This is a genomic window from Chenggangzhangella methanolivorans, assembly GCF_019797865.1.
GTDB classification, from domain to species: domain Bacteria; phylum Pseudomonadota; class Alphaproteobacteria; order Rhizobiales; family Methylopilaceae; genus Methylopila; species Methylopila methanolivorans.
In genome coordinates, this window is record NZ_CP081869.1 from 2,484,466 (window position 1) to 2,500,681 (window position 16,216).

A 16,216-nucleotide genomic window follows, 5' to 3' on the forward strand; every position below is an offset into this window, starting at 1 on the left:
CGCTCTCGGCGCCAAGCGGCCGACGATGCCAAGGCGCGCGACCAGCGTTGGACCGAGCTCCGTCAGAGCGTGTTCGGCGACAAGAAGGTCGAGCAGCAGGACGGCCTCATCACGCTCGACGCCCCCATCCGCGCCGAGGACGCGGCCCTGGTGCCTATGGACATTAAGGTCTCGAACCCCGACCAGGTGAAGGGCCTTACCCTCATCATCGACGAGAACCCGGGCCCGGTCGCGGCCAAGATTGACTTCGGCCCCGCCGGCGATCCCGGCCTGCTTCGGCTGAGGACGCGCGTGAACGCCTACTCCAACGTCCATGCGATCGCCGAGACCAAGGACGGCAAGCTCGTCGAGACCGTGAAGTTCGTAAAGGCGTCGGGCGGCTGCTCGGCCCCGGTCGCGGGCGGTGCCGAGGGGACCACCGGTGAGATGCGCCTGAAGGTGAAGGACGAGGCGACCACCGGCAAATCCGCCCAGGCGACGCTTATGATCCGGCACCCGAACTTCAACGGGATGCAAAAGGACCAGGTGTCCCATCTCTACACGCCGCCGAACTATATCAAGGACATCAAGGTCACCTACAACGACAAGGACGTGTTCTCGCTGACGAGCGACATCTCGCTGTCGACAAACCCGGTGATCGAGTTCGGCTTCAAGCCGGAAGCCAAGGGCACGTTCAAGGTCGTGGCGAACGACACCTCGGGCGCGCGCTTCGAGAAGACCTTCGACGTCCCCGTGAAGACGCAGTGAGCCGGCCCATGAGAAGCCTCGCTCTCGCGGCCTTCGCCGTCGTCGCTTTCGGGCGCGGCCTCGGCCGGGGGATCCGGATCCGCTCCCGAGCCTGAAGGGCTCTGGACGGGTCCCATCCCCGGCTACACGCCGTCCACCCTGAAGGGCGCCGCGGTCATCGACGTCGCTGCGGCAGGGTCTCTCGTCGACAAGGGCGGGGCCGTCTTCATCGACGTGACCGAGCCCGACCGCAAGCCGCCGACGCTGCCAGCCACCGCCCTGTGGCGACCGCAGCATCGTTCGATCCCCGGCGCCGTCTGGTTCCCGGGCGCCGCGCCCGGCGACCTGCCGCCTGCGCAGGAGGATGTCCTCAAGAAGCGCGTCGACGCGCTCACGGGCGGCGACAAGGCCAAGCCCGTGGTCGCGTTCTGCCACCCCGACTGCTGGGGAAGCTGGAACATGGGCAAGCGGCTTGTGACCTGGGGCTACACCAAGGTGAGCTGGTTTCCGGAAGGGATCGACGGCTGGCAGAAGGCCGACCGCGACACCGAGGTCGTGCCCGCTGACCCCAAATGGTCTGCCGTTACAAAACAAGAGGCAGGCCGCTGAGCCGCGCCCATCAGAGGAATCTTCATGCTCACCCGCCGCAACGCGTTCCTCGCCGCCCTTGGGCTGGCGGCCGTCGCCGCCTTTGGCCCGGCGCTCGCCGACATGCCCGGATCAAAGCCCTTCGACCCGGCCGCCTTCGACGAGGCGCTGAAGTCCGGCAAGCCTATCCTCGTCGAGATCAGCGCGCCCTGGTGCCCGATCTGCAAGACCCAGAAGCCGATCCTCGGCAAGCTGCTCGCCGATCCGAAATATAAGGACATGGCGGCGTTCGAGATCGACTTCGACTCAGGAAAAGCCAACGTCCGCAAGCTCGGCGCCACCGCCCAGAGCACGCTGCTCGTCTACAAGGACGGCAAGGAGGTCGGTCGCTCGGTCGGCGAGACGCAGCCCGAGTGGATCGCCGACCTGCTCGACAAGGCCGTCTGAGGGCCTGAAGCCATGATCGGCACGCTCGGACTGGCGTTCCTCGCGGGCGTCCTTACCATCCTGTCGCCGTGCGTGCTGCCGCTCGTGCCGCTCGCGCTCGGGGCCGCGGCCTCCGAGCACCGGCTCGGGCCGCTCGCCCTTGTCGGCGGCCTGACGCTTTCCTTCGTGGCGATCGGATTGTTCGTCGCGACTGTGGGCTTCGCGATCGGTCTCGACGCCGACGTATTCCGCGCCGTCGCGGCTGTGCTGATGGTCGTGTTCGGCCTCATCCTGCTCGTGCCGGCCGCGCAGGCGCGCTTCGCCGTCGCCGCCGGCCCGGTCGGGAACTGGGCGGGCGAGCGCCTCGATACGGTGTCCCGCACCGGGCTGACGGGGCAGTTCCTCGTCGGGCTGCTGCTCGGCGCCGTCTGGGCGCCCTGCGTGGGCCCGACGCTTGGCGCGACCTCGGTGCTCGCGGCCCGCGGCGAGAACCTGGCGAGCGTCGCGCTCACCATGGTGGTGTTCGGGATGGGCGCGGCGACCCCGCTGCTCCTGCTCGGGATGCTGTCGCGCGAGGCGCTCATGCGCTGGCGGACGCACCTGATGGAGACCGGCCGCGGCGCGAAGATCGCGCTCGGCCTCCTGCTCCTGGTGATCGGCGTCGCCGTCCTGACCGGGTTCGACAAGTCCGTCGAGACCGTGCTGGTCGACGCGTCGCCCGAGTGGCTGACCGCGCTGACGACCCGGTTCTAGAAGAGGAGCCGCGGACCAGCCGCGCCTCAAGCCATCTTGAGCGAAGCCAAAGCCGCGCGGTCGCGGATCTCGACGCGGCCGCGGTGGTTGGCGACCCAGCCCGAGCGCTCCCATTCGCCAAGGTGGCGCGAGACGACCTCGCGGACGCTGTTCACGTCGGAGGCGAGTTGCTGGTGGGTCTTGGAAACGTAGCCCGCGTCATCGGCGTCCGCGAGCAGACGCCTCGCGAGCTTCTGCTCAAGGGTTGCGAACGAGACCTCGTCGACGATCGAAAACATTCCTGACAGCAGCTTGCTGTAGTCTTGAAGGACGAAAGATCGGAATGGGGTCGAGCGGACCATCAATTCAGAAAACACTCCTGCCGGGATGGCCGCCAGCTCGGTCTTCGCCTCTGCTATGCTCTCCGCCGGGAAGTTGCCGCCCGAAAGCAGACACTGCGTGGTCAACACGCATGTCCCTCCGGAGGTGACTTTGTAGATCAGGACCTCACGCCCGTTCTCCGATCTGCGGAACACGCGCGTTCTGCCGTCGAGGCACATCAGTTAGTTGGCGCAGTCGCCGTCGAGCTCGTAGGCGATCGCGTCGGCGTCGAGGGTGGGAAAATGTGCGCTGCGCACGGCGAGGTCGCGGTCGTCCGCGGACATCTCCCGCAGAAACGGGAATGCGGACTCCCAACGCTCGATCCGTTCCTGGTTCGCCATCCCGTATCTCACCTTTTGTATCCGAAGCTCTTCGGCGTCGTTGGCGCATCCTATCGGTCGGCACGGTCCTCAATCAATCCGGATTAAGTCGTTCATAAGCGAGCCGCTTTCGGCTGCTTCATGGCGCATTTCGGTCGATATCGACGGAAGCCGTGAAGCTGTCGGACGACGATCGATCAGACCGTCCCTTCCTTTTCCGACGAACTGGCGCGGTCGGCAGAAGGCGCAGCGATCGCGCGAGCTGAAGAACCGAACCTTCCATCACCACCGAGATGCCGATCCGGGCGCCGACAGCCATTCCTGTCACGGCGATCGGCCAGGACAGCGCCAGCATTGAACCCGCGGTCACCCCCTGACCGATCGTGCAGCCGCCGCATACGACGCCGCCGACGCCCATCAGAACGGCGCCCCCGAGGTGCCGCTTCATTTCGTGAGGATCGTCGAACGCCTCCCATCGGAATTCTCGACTGAGGCGCGCCGCGGCGAAAGATCCGGCGACCACTCCGGCGACCGAGCCGACCCCGAACTCCAGCAGCGCGTCTTGGTCAAACAGGATGCCAAACAACGCGCGCGCTACCGGCGAGACGAAGGTGAGGCTCTGAGGAGCGCTTGTCTGGACGAATTCGTCCACGAGCTGGCCGGTCGCGAGCCAGCCGGCCACAGTTCCAAGGCCAAGGACGAGGCCTCCGCTGACAAGCCGGGGCGCCTTTCGCAAGCGCCGGTCGATCAGGGCCGGCGCGATCAAGGCGCCGGACACCCCGGCTGCGATGACCCAGCGGAGGTCGAGCCCAGTCAGGCTCTCGAACATGCCCGGAATATCCGCTCGGATGGGTGGCGGCATCGAGACCGCGAAGCTCTCGATCACCGAGATCCGGAAACCGGCCAGCACGCCGCGAAGCGTGGCGTAGGCCGCAAGCCCGAATACGATCATCACGACGAAGCTGCGGAGGTCGCCAGACCCCAATCGAATGAGCGAACCAAAGGCGCAGGTCCCCACGAGCGCCATGCCGAGTCCGAACATGAGGCCGCCGCACAGAACGCCCAGCCAAGGCAAGGCGGTCGCCACGTAGGTCGTGCGCGAGGGATCGAGCAGCCCGAAAAAGATCAGCGCCTGGGCTCCGGCGATGGCTACGCCGACCGCGAGGGCGAACACCCGTATCCGGCGGGTGTCTGACCCGACAAAGGCGTCTTCGAGCGCGCCGAAGGTGCACAGTCTCGCGCGCCGGACGGCGAAGCCGACGACGACGCCGATCGCAAGGCCCGCGGCGGCGAGCCACGTGGGGCCGATGAAGTCCATAGCGCCCGGTCCTCCCGTCCCTTGGCCGACGCGAGACTGTTGACGTCTCGTCTCTCGGCCAGGCGCAGCACTGATTTCAGTCCTTCGAGACCTTCCCGCAGAAGATGTCGTATATTACCGAGATGACGCGGCGGACGTCGTCGTTCGCCAAATTGTAGTAGACGGTCTTGCCGTCCCGACGGGTCGTCACGAGGTCTTCGAGGCGCAAGCGGGCGAGTTGCTGGGATACGCTTGCCTGCCTCAGCGACAGAATGTTCTCGAGTTCGGTAACCGACCGTTCGCGTTCGGCCAGGAGGCACAGCAGCAGCAGACGGCTTTCATGCGATAGCGCCTTCAGAAAGTCGCTGGCGTCTCTGGCGTTGTTCATCAGCGCGTCGAGCTCGGGCGAAACCTCCGGACCGTCCCGGAGCTCGTCTTCGATCTTGGCCGATACGATGGCGGTCATTCAGCTGAAGTCCTGGGTGGGGCGCGGTTGGGATTTGGCGGCAGTCGGTTGGTCAGATCGGCCAGCTCCGGCCAGAAGAACTCTTTTCCAGGATAGCCTGTCAGGCGTCCAATCTCGCGCCCCCCATCGACCAGGACGAAAGTCGGCGTGATGCGGACGTTGGTCGCAAGCTCGAACCCGGCTGAGGCTTGAGCTTTTAGGTCAACGCGCCGCAGGGGAGCCAGACGGCCCTCGTCGGAACCGGCGTAGCCTGGTGCAATCTCGTTCTCGAAGCGCTGGCACCAAACGCAGCCGGGCTGCTCGAACATGACGAGCTCGGCGGCCTCGCCGTCGCCCGCCCCGGCAGGAACCGAAGCGAAAAGAAGCACGCCAAGGATCGCCAGGCGAGCACGGAGATTGAAAGGGAAAAACTGCATCGGCCTTGATATATATACGAATTCGAATATGAATTCCAGAGGTTGTCGGAGGCCCGGCGGCCGGATTGCACACAAGGAGATACGCATGGCGCTCGACGTCAGCCTTACGGGCGCCGTCGTCGCGGGCATGCTGTCCTTCGCATCGCCCTGCGTGCTGCCCCTGACCCCTGCCTATCTTGGCTTCATCAGCGGCGCGGCTTCTCCAGACCAGGCGGCGGGACGGCTGCGTGTGCTTGGACTCGCGGCCGCCTTCGTGTCCGGATTTTCGACGATTTTCGTGATCCTTGGAGCCACAGCCTCGACGCTTGGGCGTCTGGTTTCGGAATATGCTCAGCCCTTGACGGTTGTCGCCGGCGTTCTGCTGATCGCGTTCGGTCTGCATTTCATGGAGATCGTCAAGATCCCGCTGTTCTACCGGCAGGCCGGGATGCATGTTGAGCGCAAACCGACAGGCGCGTTCGGGGCATACGTCGTGGGTCTCGCTTTCGGTTTCGGCTGGACGCCCTGCGTTGGGCCGATCCTCGCTGCGATCCTCATGGTCGCAGGCGCCGAAACCTCCGCTTGGCGCGGAGCCGCGCTGCTCGGGGCCTATTCGCTCGGGATCGGCATCCCGTTCATCCTGGCGGCGGCTTTCACCGACACATTCCTGCGATGGTCTCGGGCGCTCCGGCCGCGGCTCGGCCTGATCGAAAAGGCGTCGGGCGCGCTGCTCGTGCTCACTGGTCTCGCCTTCATCGGCGGCTGGGTCCCGCTGGCCTCGGGCTGGCTGCTCGAGCAATTTCCAGGCTTTGCCGAGATCGGATGACGGGTGAGGCGAGAGTGACGACAGACCGACGACTGAACCGCCGCACCTTGATCGCGCTCGCCGTCGGCGGCGCGCTCTTCGCCGATCGCGCCGCCGCGAAGGTGGTTCTCGGCGACGACGGGAACTACGCGCAGGACTGGTATCTGGATAGTTTCCTCGATCTCACCGAGGACGCCGAGGCTGCAAAGGCCAAGGGCAAGCGTTTCGCCGTACAATGGGGCATGCGTGGGTGCCCCGCCTGCAAGCGGCTGCACACCACGTATTTCGCCGATCCAAAGATTGAAAGCTTCGTCCGCGAGAAGTTCGAGATCGTCCATCTCGACACGTTCGGCTCGCGCGAGGTGAAGGATATCGATGGCGCGGCGCTGGGCGAAAAGGCGCTCGCGGCGAAACGCGCCGTGCGGACGACGCCGACGATCCAGTTCTTCGCGAGCGAAGGAGGTCTGACGACCGAGGTCGCCCGCATGCCCGGCCTTCTGGGACAGGAGGACTTTCTTGCGATGTTCCGTTTCGTAGACGAAGGCGCCTACGCCCGCTCGTCCTTCGAACAGTGGTTGAAGGCGCGAGAGGCCGGCTGCCCCCTCGCGCCATCGGAACCTTATTTGTTTACTGGTGACTGCGGATCGAACAGGTAGGCGGTCACGTCCTTGATCTGCTTCTCGGTCAGGACGTGGTTCGGGCCGAAGCGCGGCATGTTCGAACAGGCGAGTACGGACTGGGCGTCGAAGATTTTGGCGTAGGCCGCCTTCGCGGCGTCGTCGGAGAACTTCATCGCCTTGCCGTAGCCCTTCAGGCTGGGCCCGAGCGTGCCGTAGCTGACCTCCTTCGGGTCGAGTTGGTGGCAGGAGTAGCAATTGCCGCCGGCCTCCGTGCCCGCGGGGTCGGAGAACTGGAACCCCCGGCCGTTCTGGGCCACCTTTTCGCCCGCCTTCCAGTCACCAAGGACGCCGTCGGCCGGAAACTTCACCTTGGCCTTCTCGGCCGCGACGATCTTGTCGGCCTGCTCCTCGGACGGCTGGTTGCGGGTCTCGGAGCAGATCCGCTGCGCGTCGTCCTGTTTGAGGCGCGCGTCCCAACCTTCCGGCAAGGTCGTGAAGCTCGACGTCACCGCCTTCTCGACGCGCGCGGGGTCGATCGCGGGACCGTCTTCGGCGGCGAACACGGGGGCGGAGAAAAGCGCGACGCCCAGTGCGAGGATGGCTCGTTTCATCGGTTTGCCCTCGGGTTCAGCGCTTGATCGAGGGCACTTTGAGCTCGCCCCCTTCAGCGTTCTTGTTGAGATAGAGGGTGACGGCCGTGATGGCCTCCGAGGCGTAATCCGGGGCGGGCATCCGCATCTGCCGGTAGCAGTCCCACAAGCGGTGCTGCATCGTGCGGGTGGCGCTCTGCGAGACGCGGTAGGTCGGCCACGTGGCCATGGTCGCCTGCGCGGTCGGGCCGGGTCGGTCGAGCTGCGGCAGCCCCTGCAGGCGTATCCTCTTGCCGGCCTCGCCGTGGCAAGTCGCGCAGGAGAAATCCATCACCGCGGACCGGCGGAAGAACAGCGCCTCTCCGAGCTTGTAGGCTTCCTGTTCCTTGGGATGGGAGAGCGGCGCCTCGATCTTCATGTCGTTCGACTTGTTGGCGATAAAGGCGACGAGATCCTCCATGTCCGAGCCGCGGCCCGGTCCGGAGAACGGCTTCGCCTTGATCGCCTTCGTGTCGAACGCTTGCACCTTCTCCATGCACCACAGCAGCCGCTGCTCGAGGTCCATGACTTGGTCGGCGTCCTGGAAATAGCGGGGGAGCTTGGCGTAGGCGCCTTCTAACGCGCCGGGGCCTTCGCCGAGATCGCAGGTCTCGAGCGAGACCTTCTTCTCGCCGCGGGCTTCCGCCCAGAGCGCCTCGCCGCGGTCGACGTTGAGATAGCCTGGATTGGCCATCGGATCGTCGATCATCTTCCGGTAGCGCTCGATCTCCGCTTCGCCGGAGCCGCCGCCGTCCTGCGCCGAGCCGAGGGCGGTGAGGCCCAACGTCAGCGCCATGGCGGCGAGCCCAGCAAGGGCGCCGCCCAATGCCTTTGATCTCATGTTTCGTCCCCAATCATTTTCTTTTTGAGACCGCCCGCATCCGGGCGGACAGGGAGCCTTACGGGCGATCGAACCCACCATCTGGAACGCCGATCAACCGATGGACGACTTTACATTCAAAAAACTCTATATCACAATATGTCCAATCCAATCGATTGGCATATGGCTTTTGATTGGTAAAAAGAACAATGGCGTCAAGGCCTTACGGATACGTTTGGTCTTCAGGAGGAATCGCATGAGGCTTTTCGAGCAGGCCCCGACCCGTCGGGAGGCGCTGCGTCTCGCAGCTGTGGCGGCCGCTGTCACCGTGCTGACGCCGAGGCTGGCGTTCGCGACCCCCGAGACCGTCAAGACCGAGATCGACAAGCTCTACGCCGGCAAGGAAATGGCGTCCGGCAAGCTCAAGCTCGACCTGCCGGAGATCGCCGAAAACGGTCTCGTGGTGCCGATCAACATCGAGGTCGAGAGCCGATGACGGACGCGGACTACGTCAAGGCGGTCCATGTCTTTGCCGAAGGAAATCCGTTCCCCCAGGTCCTGACCTATAAGTTCACGCCGGCCTGCGGCCGCGCCGCCGCGTCGTTGCGCATGCGTCTCGCCGCGACGCAGATGGTCGTCGCCATCGCCGAGACGTCGACCGGCCAGCTCTACACCGCAAAATCCGAAGTGAAGGTCACGATCGGCGGCTGCGGCGGCTGACGCCGCGCCGCGATCCACAAGACCTCAGGGAGAACACCAAGCCATGGCTTTCAAAGCATCAGCCCGCGTCCGCGTTCCGCCGAAGGCAAAGTCCGGCGAAATTATCGAAATCAAAACGCTGATCTCGCACGAGATGGAAAGCGGCGTTCGCAAGGACTCGACCGGCAAACTCGTGCCGCGCGACATCATCAACAAGTTCACGGCGGCCTTCAACGGCAAGCAGATCTTCGAAGCAGACTGGTTTCCGTCGGTCTCGGCCAACCCTTATCAGTCCTTTTTCTTCAAGGCCGCCGAGTCCGGCGAATTCACTTTTACCTGGCGCAACGACGCCGGCGAAGAGGTGACCTCGAAGGCGAAGCTCAACGTCGCCTGACGCCTGACGACCTCACTGAAACGGCGCAGCGCCCCGGGGCTCTCCCGGAGCGAACGGACAGTTGCGTCCTGCTGGAGTTTGAGCATCCCATGATCTCTCGACGCGACTTCATGGTCGCCGCATCCGCCGCCGGAATGCTGACGTCCGCCTCCGGACGCACGCTCGCGCAAGCGGCCGGCGGGCAGAAGCTGACCCAGGACGATCTGCTGCGCTTCGACGCCGTCGGTAAAGTGACGCTGCTACATCTGACCGACACGCATGCGCAGTTGCAGCCGATCTATTTCCGCGAGCCGTCAATCAACCTTGGGGTCGGCGAGACCAAAGGCCTGCCGCCGCACATCACCGGCGCGTCCTTCCTGGAGCGGTTCAAGATCAAGCCGCAGAGCGCCGAGGCCTATGCGCTGACAAGCGAGGATTTCGTCGCGCTCGCCAAGTCCTACGGCCGGATGGGCGGCTTCGACCGGATCGCGACGCTGATCAAGGCGATCCGCGCCGAGCGGGGCGACGACAACGTCCTGCTGCTCGCCGGCGGCGACGAATTGCAGGGAAGCTGGTCCTCTCTGAAGACTCAGGGCGAGGACGTGCTCAGCGCGCTAAAGGCGCTCAAGCTCGACGCCATGGTCGGCCATTGGGAGTTCACCTACGGCGCCGATCGCGTCAAGGAGATCGCCGAAGGCGGTCCCTACGCATTTCTGGCGCAGAACATCCGAAGCGTCGAATGGCAGGAAGAAGTCTTCCCCGCGAGCAAGACCTTCGAGCGGGGCGGCGCTAAGATCGCGGTGATCGGCCAAGCCTATCCGAGGACTCCGATCGCGAACCCGCGCTGGATGATCCCGGACTGGGAGTTCGGCTCAGGGAGGACGATCTCCGCAAGCAGGTCGAGACCCTGCGGGCGGACGGCGCGGACGTCGTCGTTCTGCTCTCGCACAACGGCTTCGACGTCGACCGAAAGATGGCCTCGCGCGTGCCGGGCCTGGACGTCATCCTCAGCGCCCACCCACGACGCCATCCCGACGGCGATCGAAGTCGGCAAGACCTTGCTGATCGCCTCGGGCTCGCATGGCAAGTTCCTGTCGCGCCTCGACCTCGACGTAAAGGACGGCAAGGTCGCCGGCTACCGGTTCGGCCTGATCCCGGTGTTCTCCGACGCGATCGCGCCGGACGCCGAGATGGCGAAGCTCGTGACCGAAGCGCGCGCGCCTTACGCTGCGGAGCTCGCGCGCGAGATCGGCCGGACGGAGAGCGTCCTTTACCGCCGCGGCAATTTCAACGGCACGCTCGACGACGTGATCTGCCAGGCGATGTTGAAGGAACGCGACGTCGAGATCGCCCTGTCGCCCGCCTTCCGTTGGGGAACAAGCCTTCTTCCCGGTGACCGATCACCTTCGAGTCGATCTCGAACGCGACCGCGGTGACATATCCGTCCTGCTACCGATCGACCATGACGGGCAAGCAGTTCAAGGACGTGCTCGAGGACGTCGCCGACAACATCTTCAACCCCGACCCCTACTTCCAGGGCGGGGGCGACATGGTTCGGCTTGGCGGCGTTGGCTACGCAATCGACGTCAGCCAGCCAATCGGCAAGCGTATCTCCAATCTCACGATGCTGAAGTCCGGCGCCACGATCGAGGCCGACAAAAGCTACACGGTCGCGGGTTGGGCGAGCGTCAACCAGAACGTCGAAGGGCCGCCGATCTGGGAACTGGTCGAGCGCTACGTCGCCGACCAGAAGACCATCCGCGTCGAACCGAACGACGCCGTGAAGGTCACGGGCGCATGACCAAACAGCCTAGCCAGAAGGACAGCGCGATGAGCGATGCTCCAACCATAAGTCGTCGGCGCGTTCTTAATCTCGGTCTCGCCGGCGCGGGAGCGGCGGCCATGGCACCGACATTGGCCTCGGCGCAGACCCCAGACCCGTTGATCGTCGAGCGACAGGAGTGGACCCAGTATCTCGGCGACGGCGTCAACGCCAAGCCTTATGGCGTCCCCTCAAAGTTCGAAAAGGACGTCGTGCGACGCGAGGTCGAATGGCTGACCGCAAGCCGTCAGAGCTCGGTCTCGTTTACGCCGCTTCACGCGCTTGACGGCGTTATCACGCCAAACGGCCTGTGCTTCGTGCGTCACCACGGCGGCGAGGCCGAGATTGATCCGGACAAACACCGCTTCATGATCAACGGCATGGTGGACAAGCCGCTCGTCTTCACGATGGAGGACATCAGACGCATGCCTGGCCGCGTCAACCGCGTGTACTTCCTGGAATGCGCAGCGAACAGCGGAATGGAGTGGCGTGGCTCGCAGCTCAATGGCTGCCAGTTTACTCACGGTATGATCCATAACGTCGTCTACACCGGCGTTCCGCTGAAGGCCTTCCTGAACGAGGCCGGCGTGAGCGCCAAAGGCAAGTGGGTGCTTGCGGAAGGCGCCGACGCCTCCGCCATGACACGCTCGATTCCGCTCGAAAAGGCGATGGACGATTGCCTCGTCGCTTGGGCGATGAATGGCGAAGCCTTGAGGCCCGAGCAGGGCTATCCGCTGCGGCTCGTCGTTCCGGGCTGGGAAGGTAACATGTGGATCAAATGGCTGCGCCGCGTCGAGGTTGGCGACCAGCCGTGGGCGCAGCGCGAGGAGACGTCGAAATACACCGACCTGCTCGCGGACGGCCGCTCCCGGCAGCACACGTTTCTGATGGACGCCAAGTCCGTGGTGACCAATCCGAGCCCGCAGTCGCCGCTGAAGTCCAAGGGACCGAACGTCCTGTCGGGCGTCGCCTGGTCCGGACGCGGCGCGATCAAACGCGTCGACGTCTCGCTGGACGGCGGCAAGAACTGGCGGACGGCGCGGATCGAGGGCCCGACCTTCCCGCGCGCCATGGCGCGGTTCTACGTGGACTTCGACTGGAACGGACAGGAGCTCATGCTGCAGTCGCGCGCGATGGACGACAGCGGCTACGTACAGCCGACCAAGAACGAACTCCGCAAGTTCCGAGGGACGAACTCGATCTACCACAACAACGGCATCCAGACCTGGCTGGTGCGTCCGGACGGGAGCGCGGAAAATGTCGAAGTCAGCTAAAGCGATCGCGTTTTTGGCGCTCGCGGTTGCATGCACTGGCGGTGCTTTCGCGGGCGAAAGGGCCGGCCTAGGACGTCCGGCGCTGCCTGAGGAACTCAAGGCTTGGGACATCGACGTGCGTCCTGACGGCCAAGGCCTTCCAGACGGCAAGGGCTCAGTCAGTGATGGCGAAGCGCTCTTTCAGACAAAGTGCTCGAGCTGTCATGGCGAGTTCGGCGAAGGCGCCGGCCGCTGGCCGGTGCTCGCCGGCGGCAAGGACAGCCTAACCTCCGACCGGCCGGAGAAGACGATCGGATCCTTCTGGCCGTACACCTCGACCGTCTACGACTACATCCACCGCGCCATGCCTTTCGGCGACGCGCAGTCGCTCAAGCCTGACGAGGTCTACGCGCTCACCGCTTACCTGATGAACCTGAACGACCTCGTTCCCGGCGATTTCGTGCTGTCCAGGGGAAACTTCCCTAAGGATCTTCCAAACGAGAAGAACTTCTACGACGACGATCGCGAGACGACCGAGAAGACGTTCTGGAACAATGATCCTTGCATGTCGAACTGCAAGGACAAGGTCGAGGTCACAGGTCATGCGGCAATCCTTGACGTCACGCCCGACGACCAGAAAGACAACAAGGACGAGAAGCCGGCCGGAGCCGTCGAATGACGATGAACGCCTCGATCGTTCGAGGCCGCGATCAATAGTCGTCGCGGTCGCATCTTGGATATCGCTCCTAGTCATCGCGGTGTTGTCCACGAGTGCGCAGTCCGCCTTTGCTCAAGCAGCCATCGACCGAGGCGACCTGCTCGCGCTGCGCTGTGTCGCCTGTCACGGGCCGGGAGGTACGTCATCCGCGATCCCATCGATCACGAATCTCAGCGAGGAGCAGTTCATAGCCAAGATGCGCCAGTACCGTAGCGGTGCAGGCAAAAACGTGATGGTCACCCGGACGTCGCGCCTTACCGATGAGGACATCGAAGCGCTCGCTCGTCACTTCGCGGCTCGGCCGCGTCCTTTGATGGACGATGGACGATGACCATCATCCGAGCCAATCGCAGGCGGTTCCTTCTCGGCGCGCCGCCACCATGACCATCGTCGGCGCGACCAGGGCGGCGCCACGTCCCCGTCTCGTTGTCGTCGGGGGCGGCCCGGGCGGCGCCACAGCGGCCAGATACGCTGCTTTGCTCGGACGAGGGAAGATCGAGGTCACGCTTGTCGAACCATCGCCAACATACGCCACCTGCTTTTTCTCCAACCTCTATCTCGGTGGATTGAGGGGCTGGGATAGCCTCGTGCATGACTACCGCGCGCTTGGTTCAAGCAACGCGCTGAAGGTCGTCCCGCTCGCCGCCGCTCGGATCGACCGCGACGGCATGACGGTGGTTCTCGAAGACGGAGCAATGCTCGGTTTCGACCGGCTGATTATGGCTCCGGGTATCGACCTCAACTACGGATCCGTGCCGGGCTACTCCGAAGCCGCCGCCGAGGCCATGCCGCACGCGTGGAAGGCCGGGCCCCAGACCAAGCTCCTGAAGGCGAAGCTCGACGCGGTTCCGGATGGCGGCCTCATCATCATGGTGGCGCCGCCAAACCCCTACCGCTGTCCTCCCGGACCGTACGAACGGGTGTCGATGATGGCTCATGCGCTGCGCTCCGCAGGCAAGCCGTCGGCGCGCATCGTCATTCTCGACCCCAAGGACAAGTTCTCGAAGATGGGGCTGTTCCAGGAGGGTTGGGAACGGCGCTATCCCGGCGTCGTGGAGTGGCAGGATCCGACAATCCATGGCGGGATCAAGGGCGTCGATCCTGCGACCATGACGGTGACGACGGACTTTGAGGCGCGCCGTGCCGATCTGGTGAATGTGATCCCCGCCCAGACTGCAGGACGAATTGCTCGCGAGGCTGGTCTTTCGAACGTGACCGGCTATTGCCCGGTCGACCCGGCCTCGATGAGATCGACGGTCGACCCGTCGATTTTCGTCGTGGGCGACGCCTCGATCGCCGGCGACATGCCGAAATCAGCGTTCGCCGCGAACAGTCAGGCGAAAAACAGCTGTCCTTGCTGTGCTGTCAGACTTGGCCGGCGCGCCCGCGTTCCCTGCCCATTACGAAAGCACGTGCTGGAGCATGATCACGCCGACGGACTGCGTGAAGGTCGACGGCGTCTATGAGGCTGCTGAAGGCAAGATCAAAGAGATCCGGGGCTTCGTCTCGGACACAGGCGAGCCGGACGCGATCCGCCGCCGAAATGTCGACGAAGCGTCTGCTGGTACGACGCGATGATCGCGGACGTGTTCGGAAGTCCGTCGACGTAATAGCGCCTGAGAGGATGAAGAGATGAACGACATAAGCCGCAGATCACTTGTGGCTGGTATGGCCCTTGGGGGAGCCGCGCTTGCCGCGGATACCGCAAAGGCCGCGCCTACGCACATGTCTCTCGACGATCTCAAGAAGGAAGGCGAGGTTGCGGCGCTCTATCATTGCGATTACGGCGATGTGGCCCGCTTCGAGCAGACGCTCAATAACATCTCGAACCACTACTCGGCCTACAATGGCGATCCGTTCGCTTTGCAAATCGCGCTGATCGCCCACGGAGGCGGGATCAAGTTCTTTCTGGACAGTCTCGACGGCACGATGTGGAAGGACGAGAAGCTTCCATCAGACCTGTTCGAGCGCGCCAACTCGTTGTCGAAAAACGGGCTCAAGGTCTATCTTTGCGAGATCACGTTCAAGAGAAACAAGCTCGATCCGTCCCGTGCGCGTCCGGCCGACTTCATAAGCTTCGTGCCGTCGGGTGTGGCCACGGTGGCGGCGCTCCAGGGCAAGGGCTTTGCATATGTGAAGGTGGGTTGACCGTTAGCCACACGGCTCCCGGCCGATTAATTCCGGTGTTGTTACCGGATGCCGTTCAATTGCACGTCCAGCGCCTCTCGTGTGATCTCGCCATAATGGATCTTTCGGACGACCCCTTTTGCGTCGAGGAAGACGGTCGCTGGATAGCCCTGGATGGAGTAGTGCTGGGACAGGGTCCGGAACTGATCGAGCAACAGGTTCTCGATCGTCAGGCCCGACTTTGAAGCGTATGAGATGATCTGCGATGGACCTTCGCCCTGATTGGCGAAGATGAAGTGCGTATCACGCCTCTGCTTCGCAGCCTCCACCAGCATCGGCATTTCACGTCGGCAGGGCGGGCACCAGGTCGCCCAGAGGTTCACGACGGTCGGCCGTCCTGCGAAGTCTCTCAGCGATCTCTGTTCGCCGTTCAATGTGGGAAGAGCGAATTCGGGCGCTGCGATCGCCGGCGTCACGGCCGCGAGCTGCCAGGCCAGGTTCCAGACGAAAAGCGTCGCTGCAAGCGTCCCAAGGGTCCAAGAGCGCAGTCGGAAATCGCGGAACTTGACGACCGTGAACGCGGCGCTCGCGAGCAGGCCTGCCCACCAAGACATGCCGCCATCCCAGAATGCGACGACGCGAAACGGTTCGCGCCAGAAGCCCTCCGGAGCGCTCACGACGAAAACGACCCTCGCCGCGATCACGGCAAGCGGCACAACGGCGAAGGACCAGTCTCCGATCCGGCGGTCGACCAAACGCGTCAGCAAAGCGCTGGCGCCGATCAGGAAAGCGCCCGCAATGAGCACGGTCAGCCGATCGCCAGCCAGCAGAAATGGTCCAACAGACAACGCCGTCATTCTGGCCTCGCGGGCATACGATGGCCGACGCCAATCTGAGCGGCCCAAACGTGCTCGTCCGTCGCTGCGCTTAAGGCAGGCTTAAGCCGCAGCCTTCAAGGCACGCGAAAGGATGGAGACGCTGGTTGTTCCTACTTCTCGCGGACCGGGATCAAGGCCTTG

At 64.2% G+C, this 16,216-nt stretch carries 21 protein-coding genes and 2 pseudogenes; 15 read left to right on the top strand and 8 right to left on the bottom strand.

The window, feature by feature from the left end:
* Window positions 1-69: 69 nt before the first annotated feature.
* From K6K41_RS13045 to K6K41_RS13060, 4 genes are all read left to right on the top strand, one after another.
* Window positions 70-747, top strand: a complete 678-nt coding sequence (locus K6K41_RS13045; protein ID WP_261405380.1) for a quinoprotein dehydrogenase-associated SoxYZ-like carrier — start codon at window positions 70-72, stop codon at window positions 745-747.
* A 114-nt stretch (window positions 748-861) separates the two neighbouring features.
* Entirely contained in the window at window positions 862-1,335 is a 474-nt protein-coding gene (locus tag K6K41_RS13050) for a rhodanese-like domain-containing protein (RefSeq protein WP_261405727.1), read from the top strand.
* A 24-nt stretch (window positions 1,336-1,359) separates the two neighbouring features.
* Window positions 1,360-1,761, top strand: coding sequence for a thioredoxin family protein (locus K6K41_RS13055; protein WP_261405381.1), 402 nt, complete (start codon window positions 1,360-1,362; stop codon window positions 1,759-1,761).
* A gap of 12 nt (window positions 1,762-1,773) precedes the next feature.
* On the top strand, window positions 1,774-2,493 hold the full coding sequence (locus tag K6K41_RS13060) for a cytochrome c biogenesis CcdA family protein (RefSeq protein WP_261405382.1): 720 nt from the start codon (window positions 1,774-1,776) through the stop codon (window positions 2,491-2,493).
* Between the two features lie 26 nt (window positions 2,494-2,519).
* Here K6K41_RS13060 and K6K41_RS13065 read toward each other — a convergent pair whose 3' ends face one another.
* From K6K41_RS13065 to K6K41_RS13085, 5 genes are all read right to left on the bottom strand, one after another.
* Complete coding sequence (locus tag K6K41_RS13065; RefSeq protein ID WP_261405383.1) at window positions 2,520-2,939, bottom strand: Crp/Fnr family transcriptional regulator; 420 nt, start codon at window positions 2,937-2,939, stop codon at window positions 2,520-2,522.
* Between the two features lie 96 nt (window positions 2,940-3,035).
* Complete coding sequence (locus K6K41_RS13070; protein ID WP_261405384.1) at window positions 3,036-3,194, bottom strand: hypothetical protein; 159 nt, start codon at window positions 3,192-3,194, stop codon at window positions 3,036-3,038.
* A gap of 118 nt (window positions 3,195-3,312) precedes the next feature.
* Window positions 3,313-4,491, bottom strand: coding sequence for a YeeE/YedE family protein (locus tag K6K41_RS13075; RefSeq protein ID WP_261405385.1), 1,179 nt, complete (start codon window positions 4,489-4,491; stop codon window positions 3,313-3,315).
* Window positions 4,492-4,567: 76 nt separating this feature from the next.
* A complete protein-coding gene (locus K6K41_RS13080; protein ID WP_261405386.1) occupies window positions 4,568-4,936 on the bottom strand; it encodes an ArsR/SmtB family transcription factor in 369 nt (122 codons plus the stop codon).
* Window positions 4,933-5,352: a thioredoxin fold domain-containing protein gene (locus K6K41_RS13085; RefSeq protein WP_261405387.1), complete on the bottom strand. Its 420-nt coding sequence runs from the start codon at window positions 5,350-5,352 to the stop codon at window positions 4,933-4,935. The genes K6K41_RS13080 and K6K41_RS13085 overlap by 4 nt, the downstream gene beginning before the upstream one ends.
* Here K6K41_RS13085 and K6K41_RS13090 point away from each other — a divergent pair.
* Both K6K41_RS13090 and K6K41_RS13095 read left to right on the top strand, forming a co-directional pair.
* Window positions 5,333-6,157, top strand: coding sequence for a cytochrome c biogenesis CcdA family protein (locus tag K6K41_RS13090; RefSeq protein WP_315855190.1), 825 nt, complete (start codon window positions 5,333-5,335; stop codon window positions 6,155-6,157). The genes K6K41_RS13085 and K6K41_RS13090 overlap by 20 nt on opposite strands.
* The gene (locus K6K41_RS13095) at window positions 6,154-6,792 is read left to right on the top strand and encodes a SoxW family protein (protein WP_261405388.1); all 639 of its coding nucleotides are present in this window, start codon (window positions 6,154-6,156) and stop codon (window positions 6,790-6,792) included. Before K6K41_RS13090 ends, K6K41_RS13095 begins: the two co-directional genes overlap by 4 nt.
* Here the strand turns inward: K6K41_RS13095 and soxX are convergent.
* Both soxX and soxA read right to left on the bottom strand, forming a co-directional pair.
* Window positions 6,756-7,367 carry a sulfur oxidation c-type cytochrome SoxX gene (soxX, locus tag K6K41_RS13100; RefSeq protein WP_261405389.1) on the bottom strand — a complete coding sequence of 204 codons (612 nt, stop codon included), beginning with the start codon at window positions 7,365-7,367 and terminating at the stop codon, window positions 6,756-6,758. The genes K6K41_RS13095 and soxX overlap by 37 nt on opposite strands.
* A 16-nt stretch (window positions 7,368-7,383) precedes the next feature.
* Window positions 7,384-8,181: a sulfur oxidation c-type cytochrome SoxA gene (gene soxA / locus K6K41_RS13105; RefSeq protein ID WP_261405390.1), complete on the bottom strand. Its 798-nt coding sequence runs from the start codon at window positions 8,179-8,181 to the stop codon at window positions 7,384-7,386.
* A 280-nt stretch (window positions 8,182-8,461) separates the two neighbouring features.
* Between soxA and soxY the strand changes: the two are divergent.
* The 9 genes and pseudogenes from soxY to K6K41_RS13150 all read left to right on the top strand — a co-directional run bounded on the left by soxY (window position 8,462) and on the right by K6K41_RS13150 (window position 15,218).
* A pseudogene (soxY, locus tag K6K41_RS13110) lies at window positions 8,462-8,925 on the top strand (thiosulfate oxidation carrier protein SoxY).
* A gap of 43 nt (window positions 8,926-8,968) precedes the next feature.
* Window positions 8,969-9,298 (top strand): thiosulfate oxidation carrier complex protein SoxZ, encoded by a 330-nt coding sequence (gene soxZ, locus K6K41_RS13115; protein WP_261405391.1) that lies wholly within the window; start codon window positions 8,969-8,971, stop codon window positions 9,296-9,298.
* An 89-nt stretch (window positions 9,299-9,387) separates the two neighbouring features.
* Window positions 9,388-11,078 (top strand): annotated as a pseudogene (gene soxB, locus K6K41_RS13120) (thiosulfohydrolase SoxB).
* Between the two features lie 29 nt (window positions 11,079-11,107).
* Window positions 11,108-12,373, top strand: coding sequence for a sulfite dehydrogenase (soxC, locus tag K6K41_RS13125; RefSeq protein ID WP_261405729.1), 1,266 nt, complete (start codon window positions 11,108-11,110; stop codon window positions 12,371-12,373).
* Window positions 12,357-13,031, top strand: coding sequence for a c-type cytochrome (locus K6K41_RS13130; RefSeq protein ID WP_261405392.1), 675 nt, complete (start codon window positions 12,357-12,359; stop codon window positions 13,029-13,031). Before soxC ends, K6K41_RS13130 begins: the two co-directional genes overlap by 17 nt.
* Before the next feature lie 82 nt (window positions 13,032-13,113).
* Complete coding sequence (locus K6K41_RS13135; protein ID WP_261405393.1) at window positions 13,114-13,401, top strand: c-type cytochrome; 288 nt, start codon at window positions 13,114-13,116, stop codon at window positions 13,399-13,401.
* Between the two features lie 49 nt (window positions 13,402-13,450).
* A complete protein-coding gene (locus K6K41_RS13140; protein ID WP_261405394.1) occupies window positions 13,451-14,536 on the top strand; it encodes an FAD-dependent oxidoreductase in 1,086 nt (361 codons plus the stop codon).
* On the top strand, window positions 14,493-14,648 hold the full coding sequence (locus K6K41_RS13145; protein WP_261405395.1) for an FCSD flavin-binding domain-containing protein: 156 nt from the start codon (window positions 14,493-14,495) through the stop codon (window positions 14,646-14,648). Before K6K41_RS13140 ends, K6K41_RS13145 begins: the two co-directional genes overlap by 44 nt.
* 54 nt (window positions 14,649-14,702) lie before the next feature.
* Window positions 14,703-15,218, top strand: coding sequence for a DsrE family protein (locus K6K41_RS13150; protein WP_261405396.1), 516 nt, complete (start codon window positions 14,703-14,705; stop codon window positions 15,216-15,218).
* Between the two features lie 41 nt (window positions 15,219-15,259).
* On the opposite strand, the gene K6K41_RS13155 is transcribed toward K6K41_RS13150, so the two are convergent.
* Complete coding sequence (locus tag K6K41_RS13155) at window positions 15,260-16,054, bottom strand: TlpA disulfide reductase family protein (RefSeq protein WP_261405397.1); 795 nt, start codon at window positions 16,052-16,054, stop codon at window positions 15,260-15,262.
* Between the last annotated feature and the right edge of the window lie 162 nt (window positions 16,055-16,216).

Bases quoted from the DNA above. Each gene is read 5' to 3' on its own strand.
- K6K41_RS13055 (WP_261405381.1), top strand. From the start codon at position 1,360: ATGCTCACCCGCCGCAACGCGTTCCTCGCCGCCCTTGGGCTGGCGGCC.
- K6K41_RS13060 (WP_261405382.1), top strand. From the start codon at position 1,774: ATGATCGGCACGCTCGGACTGGCGTTCCTCGCGGGCGTCCTTACCATC.
- K6K41_RS13070 (WP_261405384.1), bottom strand. From the start codon at position 3,194: ATGGCGAACCAGGAACGGATCGAGCGTTGGGAGTCCGCATTCCCGTTT.
- K6K41_RS13075 (WP_261405385.1), bottom strand. From the start codon at position 4,491: ATGGACTTCATCGGCCCCACGTGGCTCGCCGCCGCGGGCCTTGCGATC.
- K6K41_RS13080 (WP_261405386.1), bottom strand. From the start codon at position 4,936: ATGACCGCCATCGTATCGGCCAAGATCGAAGACGAGCTCCGGGACGGT.
- K6K41_RS13085 (WP_261405387.1), bottom strand. From the start codon at position 5,352: ATGCAGTTTTTCCCTTTCAATCTCCGTGCTCGCCTGGCGATCCTTGGC.
- K6K41_RS13095 (WP_261405388.1), top strand. From the start codon at position 6,154: ATGACGGGTGAGGCGAGAGTGACGACAGACCGACGACTGAACCGCCGC.
- soxX (WP_261405389.1), bottom strand. From the start codon at position 7,367: ATGAAACGAGCCATCCTCGCACTGGGCGTCGCGCTTTTCTCCGCCCCC.
- soxA (WP_261405390.1), bottom strand. From the start codon at position 8,181: ATGGCGCTGACGTTGGGCCTCACCGCCCTCGGCTCGGCGCAGGACGGC.
- soxZ (WP_261405391.1), top strand. From the start codon at position 8,969: ATGGCTTTCAAAGCATCAGCCCGCGTCCGCGTTCCGCCGAAGGCAAAG.
- soxC (WP_261405729.1), top strand. From the start codon at position 11,108: ATGAGCGATGCTCCAACCATAAGTCGTCGGCGCGTTCTTAATCTCGGT.
- K6K41_RS13130 (WP_261405392.1), top strand. From the start codon at position 12,357: ATGTCGAAGTCAGCTAAAGCGATCGCGTTTTTGGCGCTCGCGGTTGCA.
- K6K41_RS13140 (WP_261405394.1), top strand. From the start codon at position 13,451: ATGACCATCGTCGGCGCGACCAGGGCGGCGCCACGTCCCCGTCTCGTT.
- K6K41_RS13145 (WP_261405395.1), top strand. From the start codon at position 14,493: ATGATCACGCCGACGGACTGCGTGAAGGTCGACGGCGTCTATGAGGCT.
- K6K41_RS13150 (WP_261405396.1), top strand. From the start codon at position 14,703: ATGAACGACATAAGCCGCAGATCACTTGTGGCTGGTATGGCCCTTGGG.
- K6K41_RS13155 (WP_261405397.1), bottom strand. From the start codon at position 16,054: ATGACGGCGTTGTCTGTTGGACCATTTCTGCTGGCTGGCGATCGGCTG.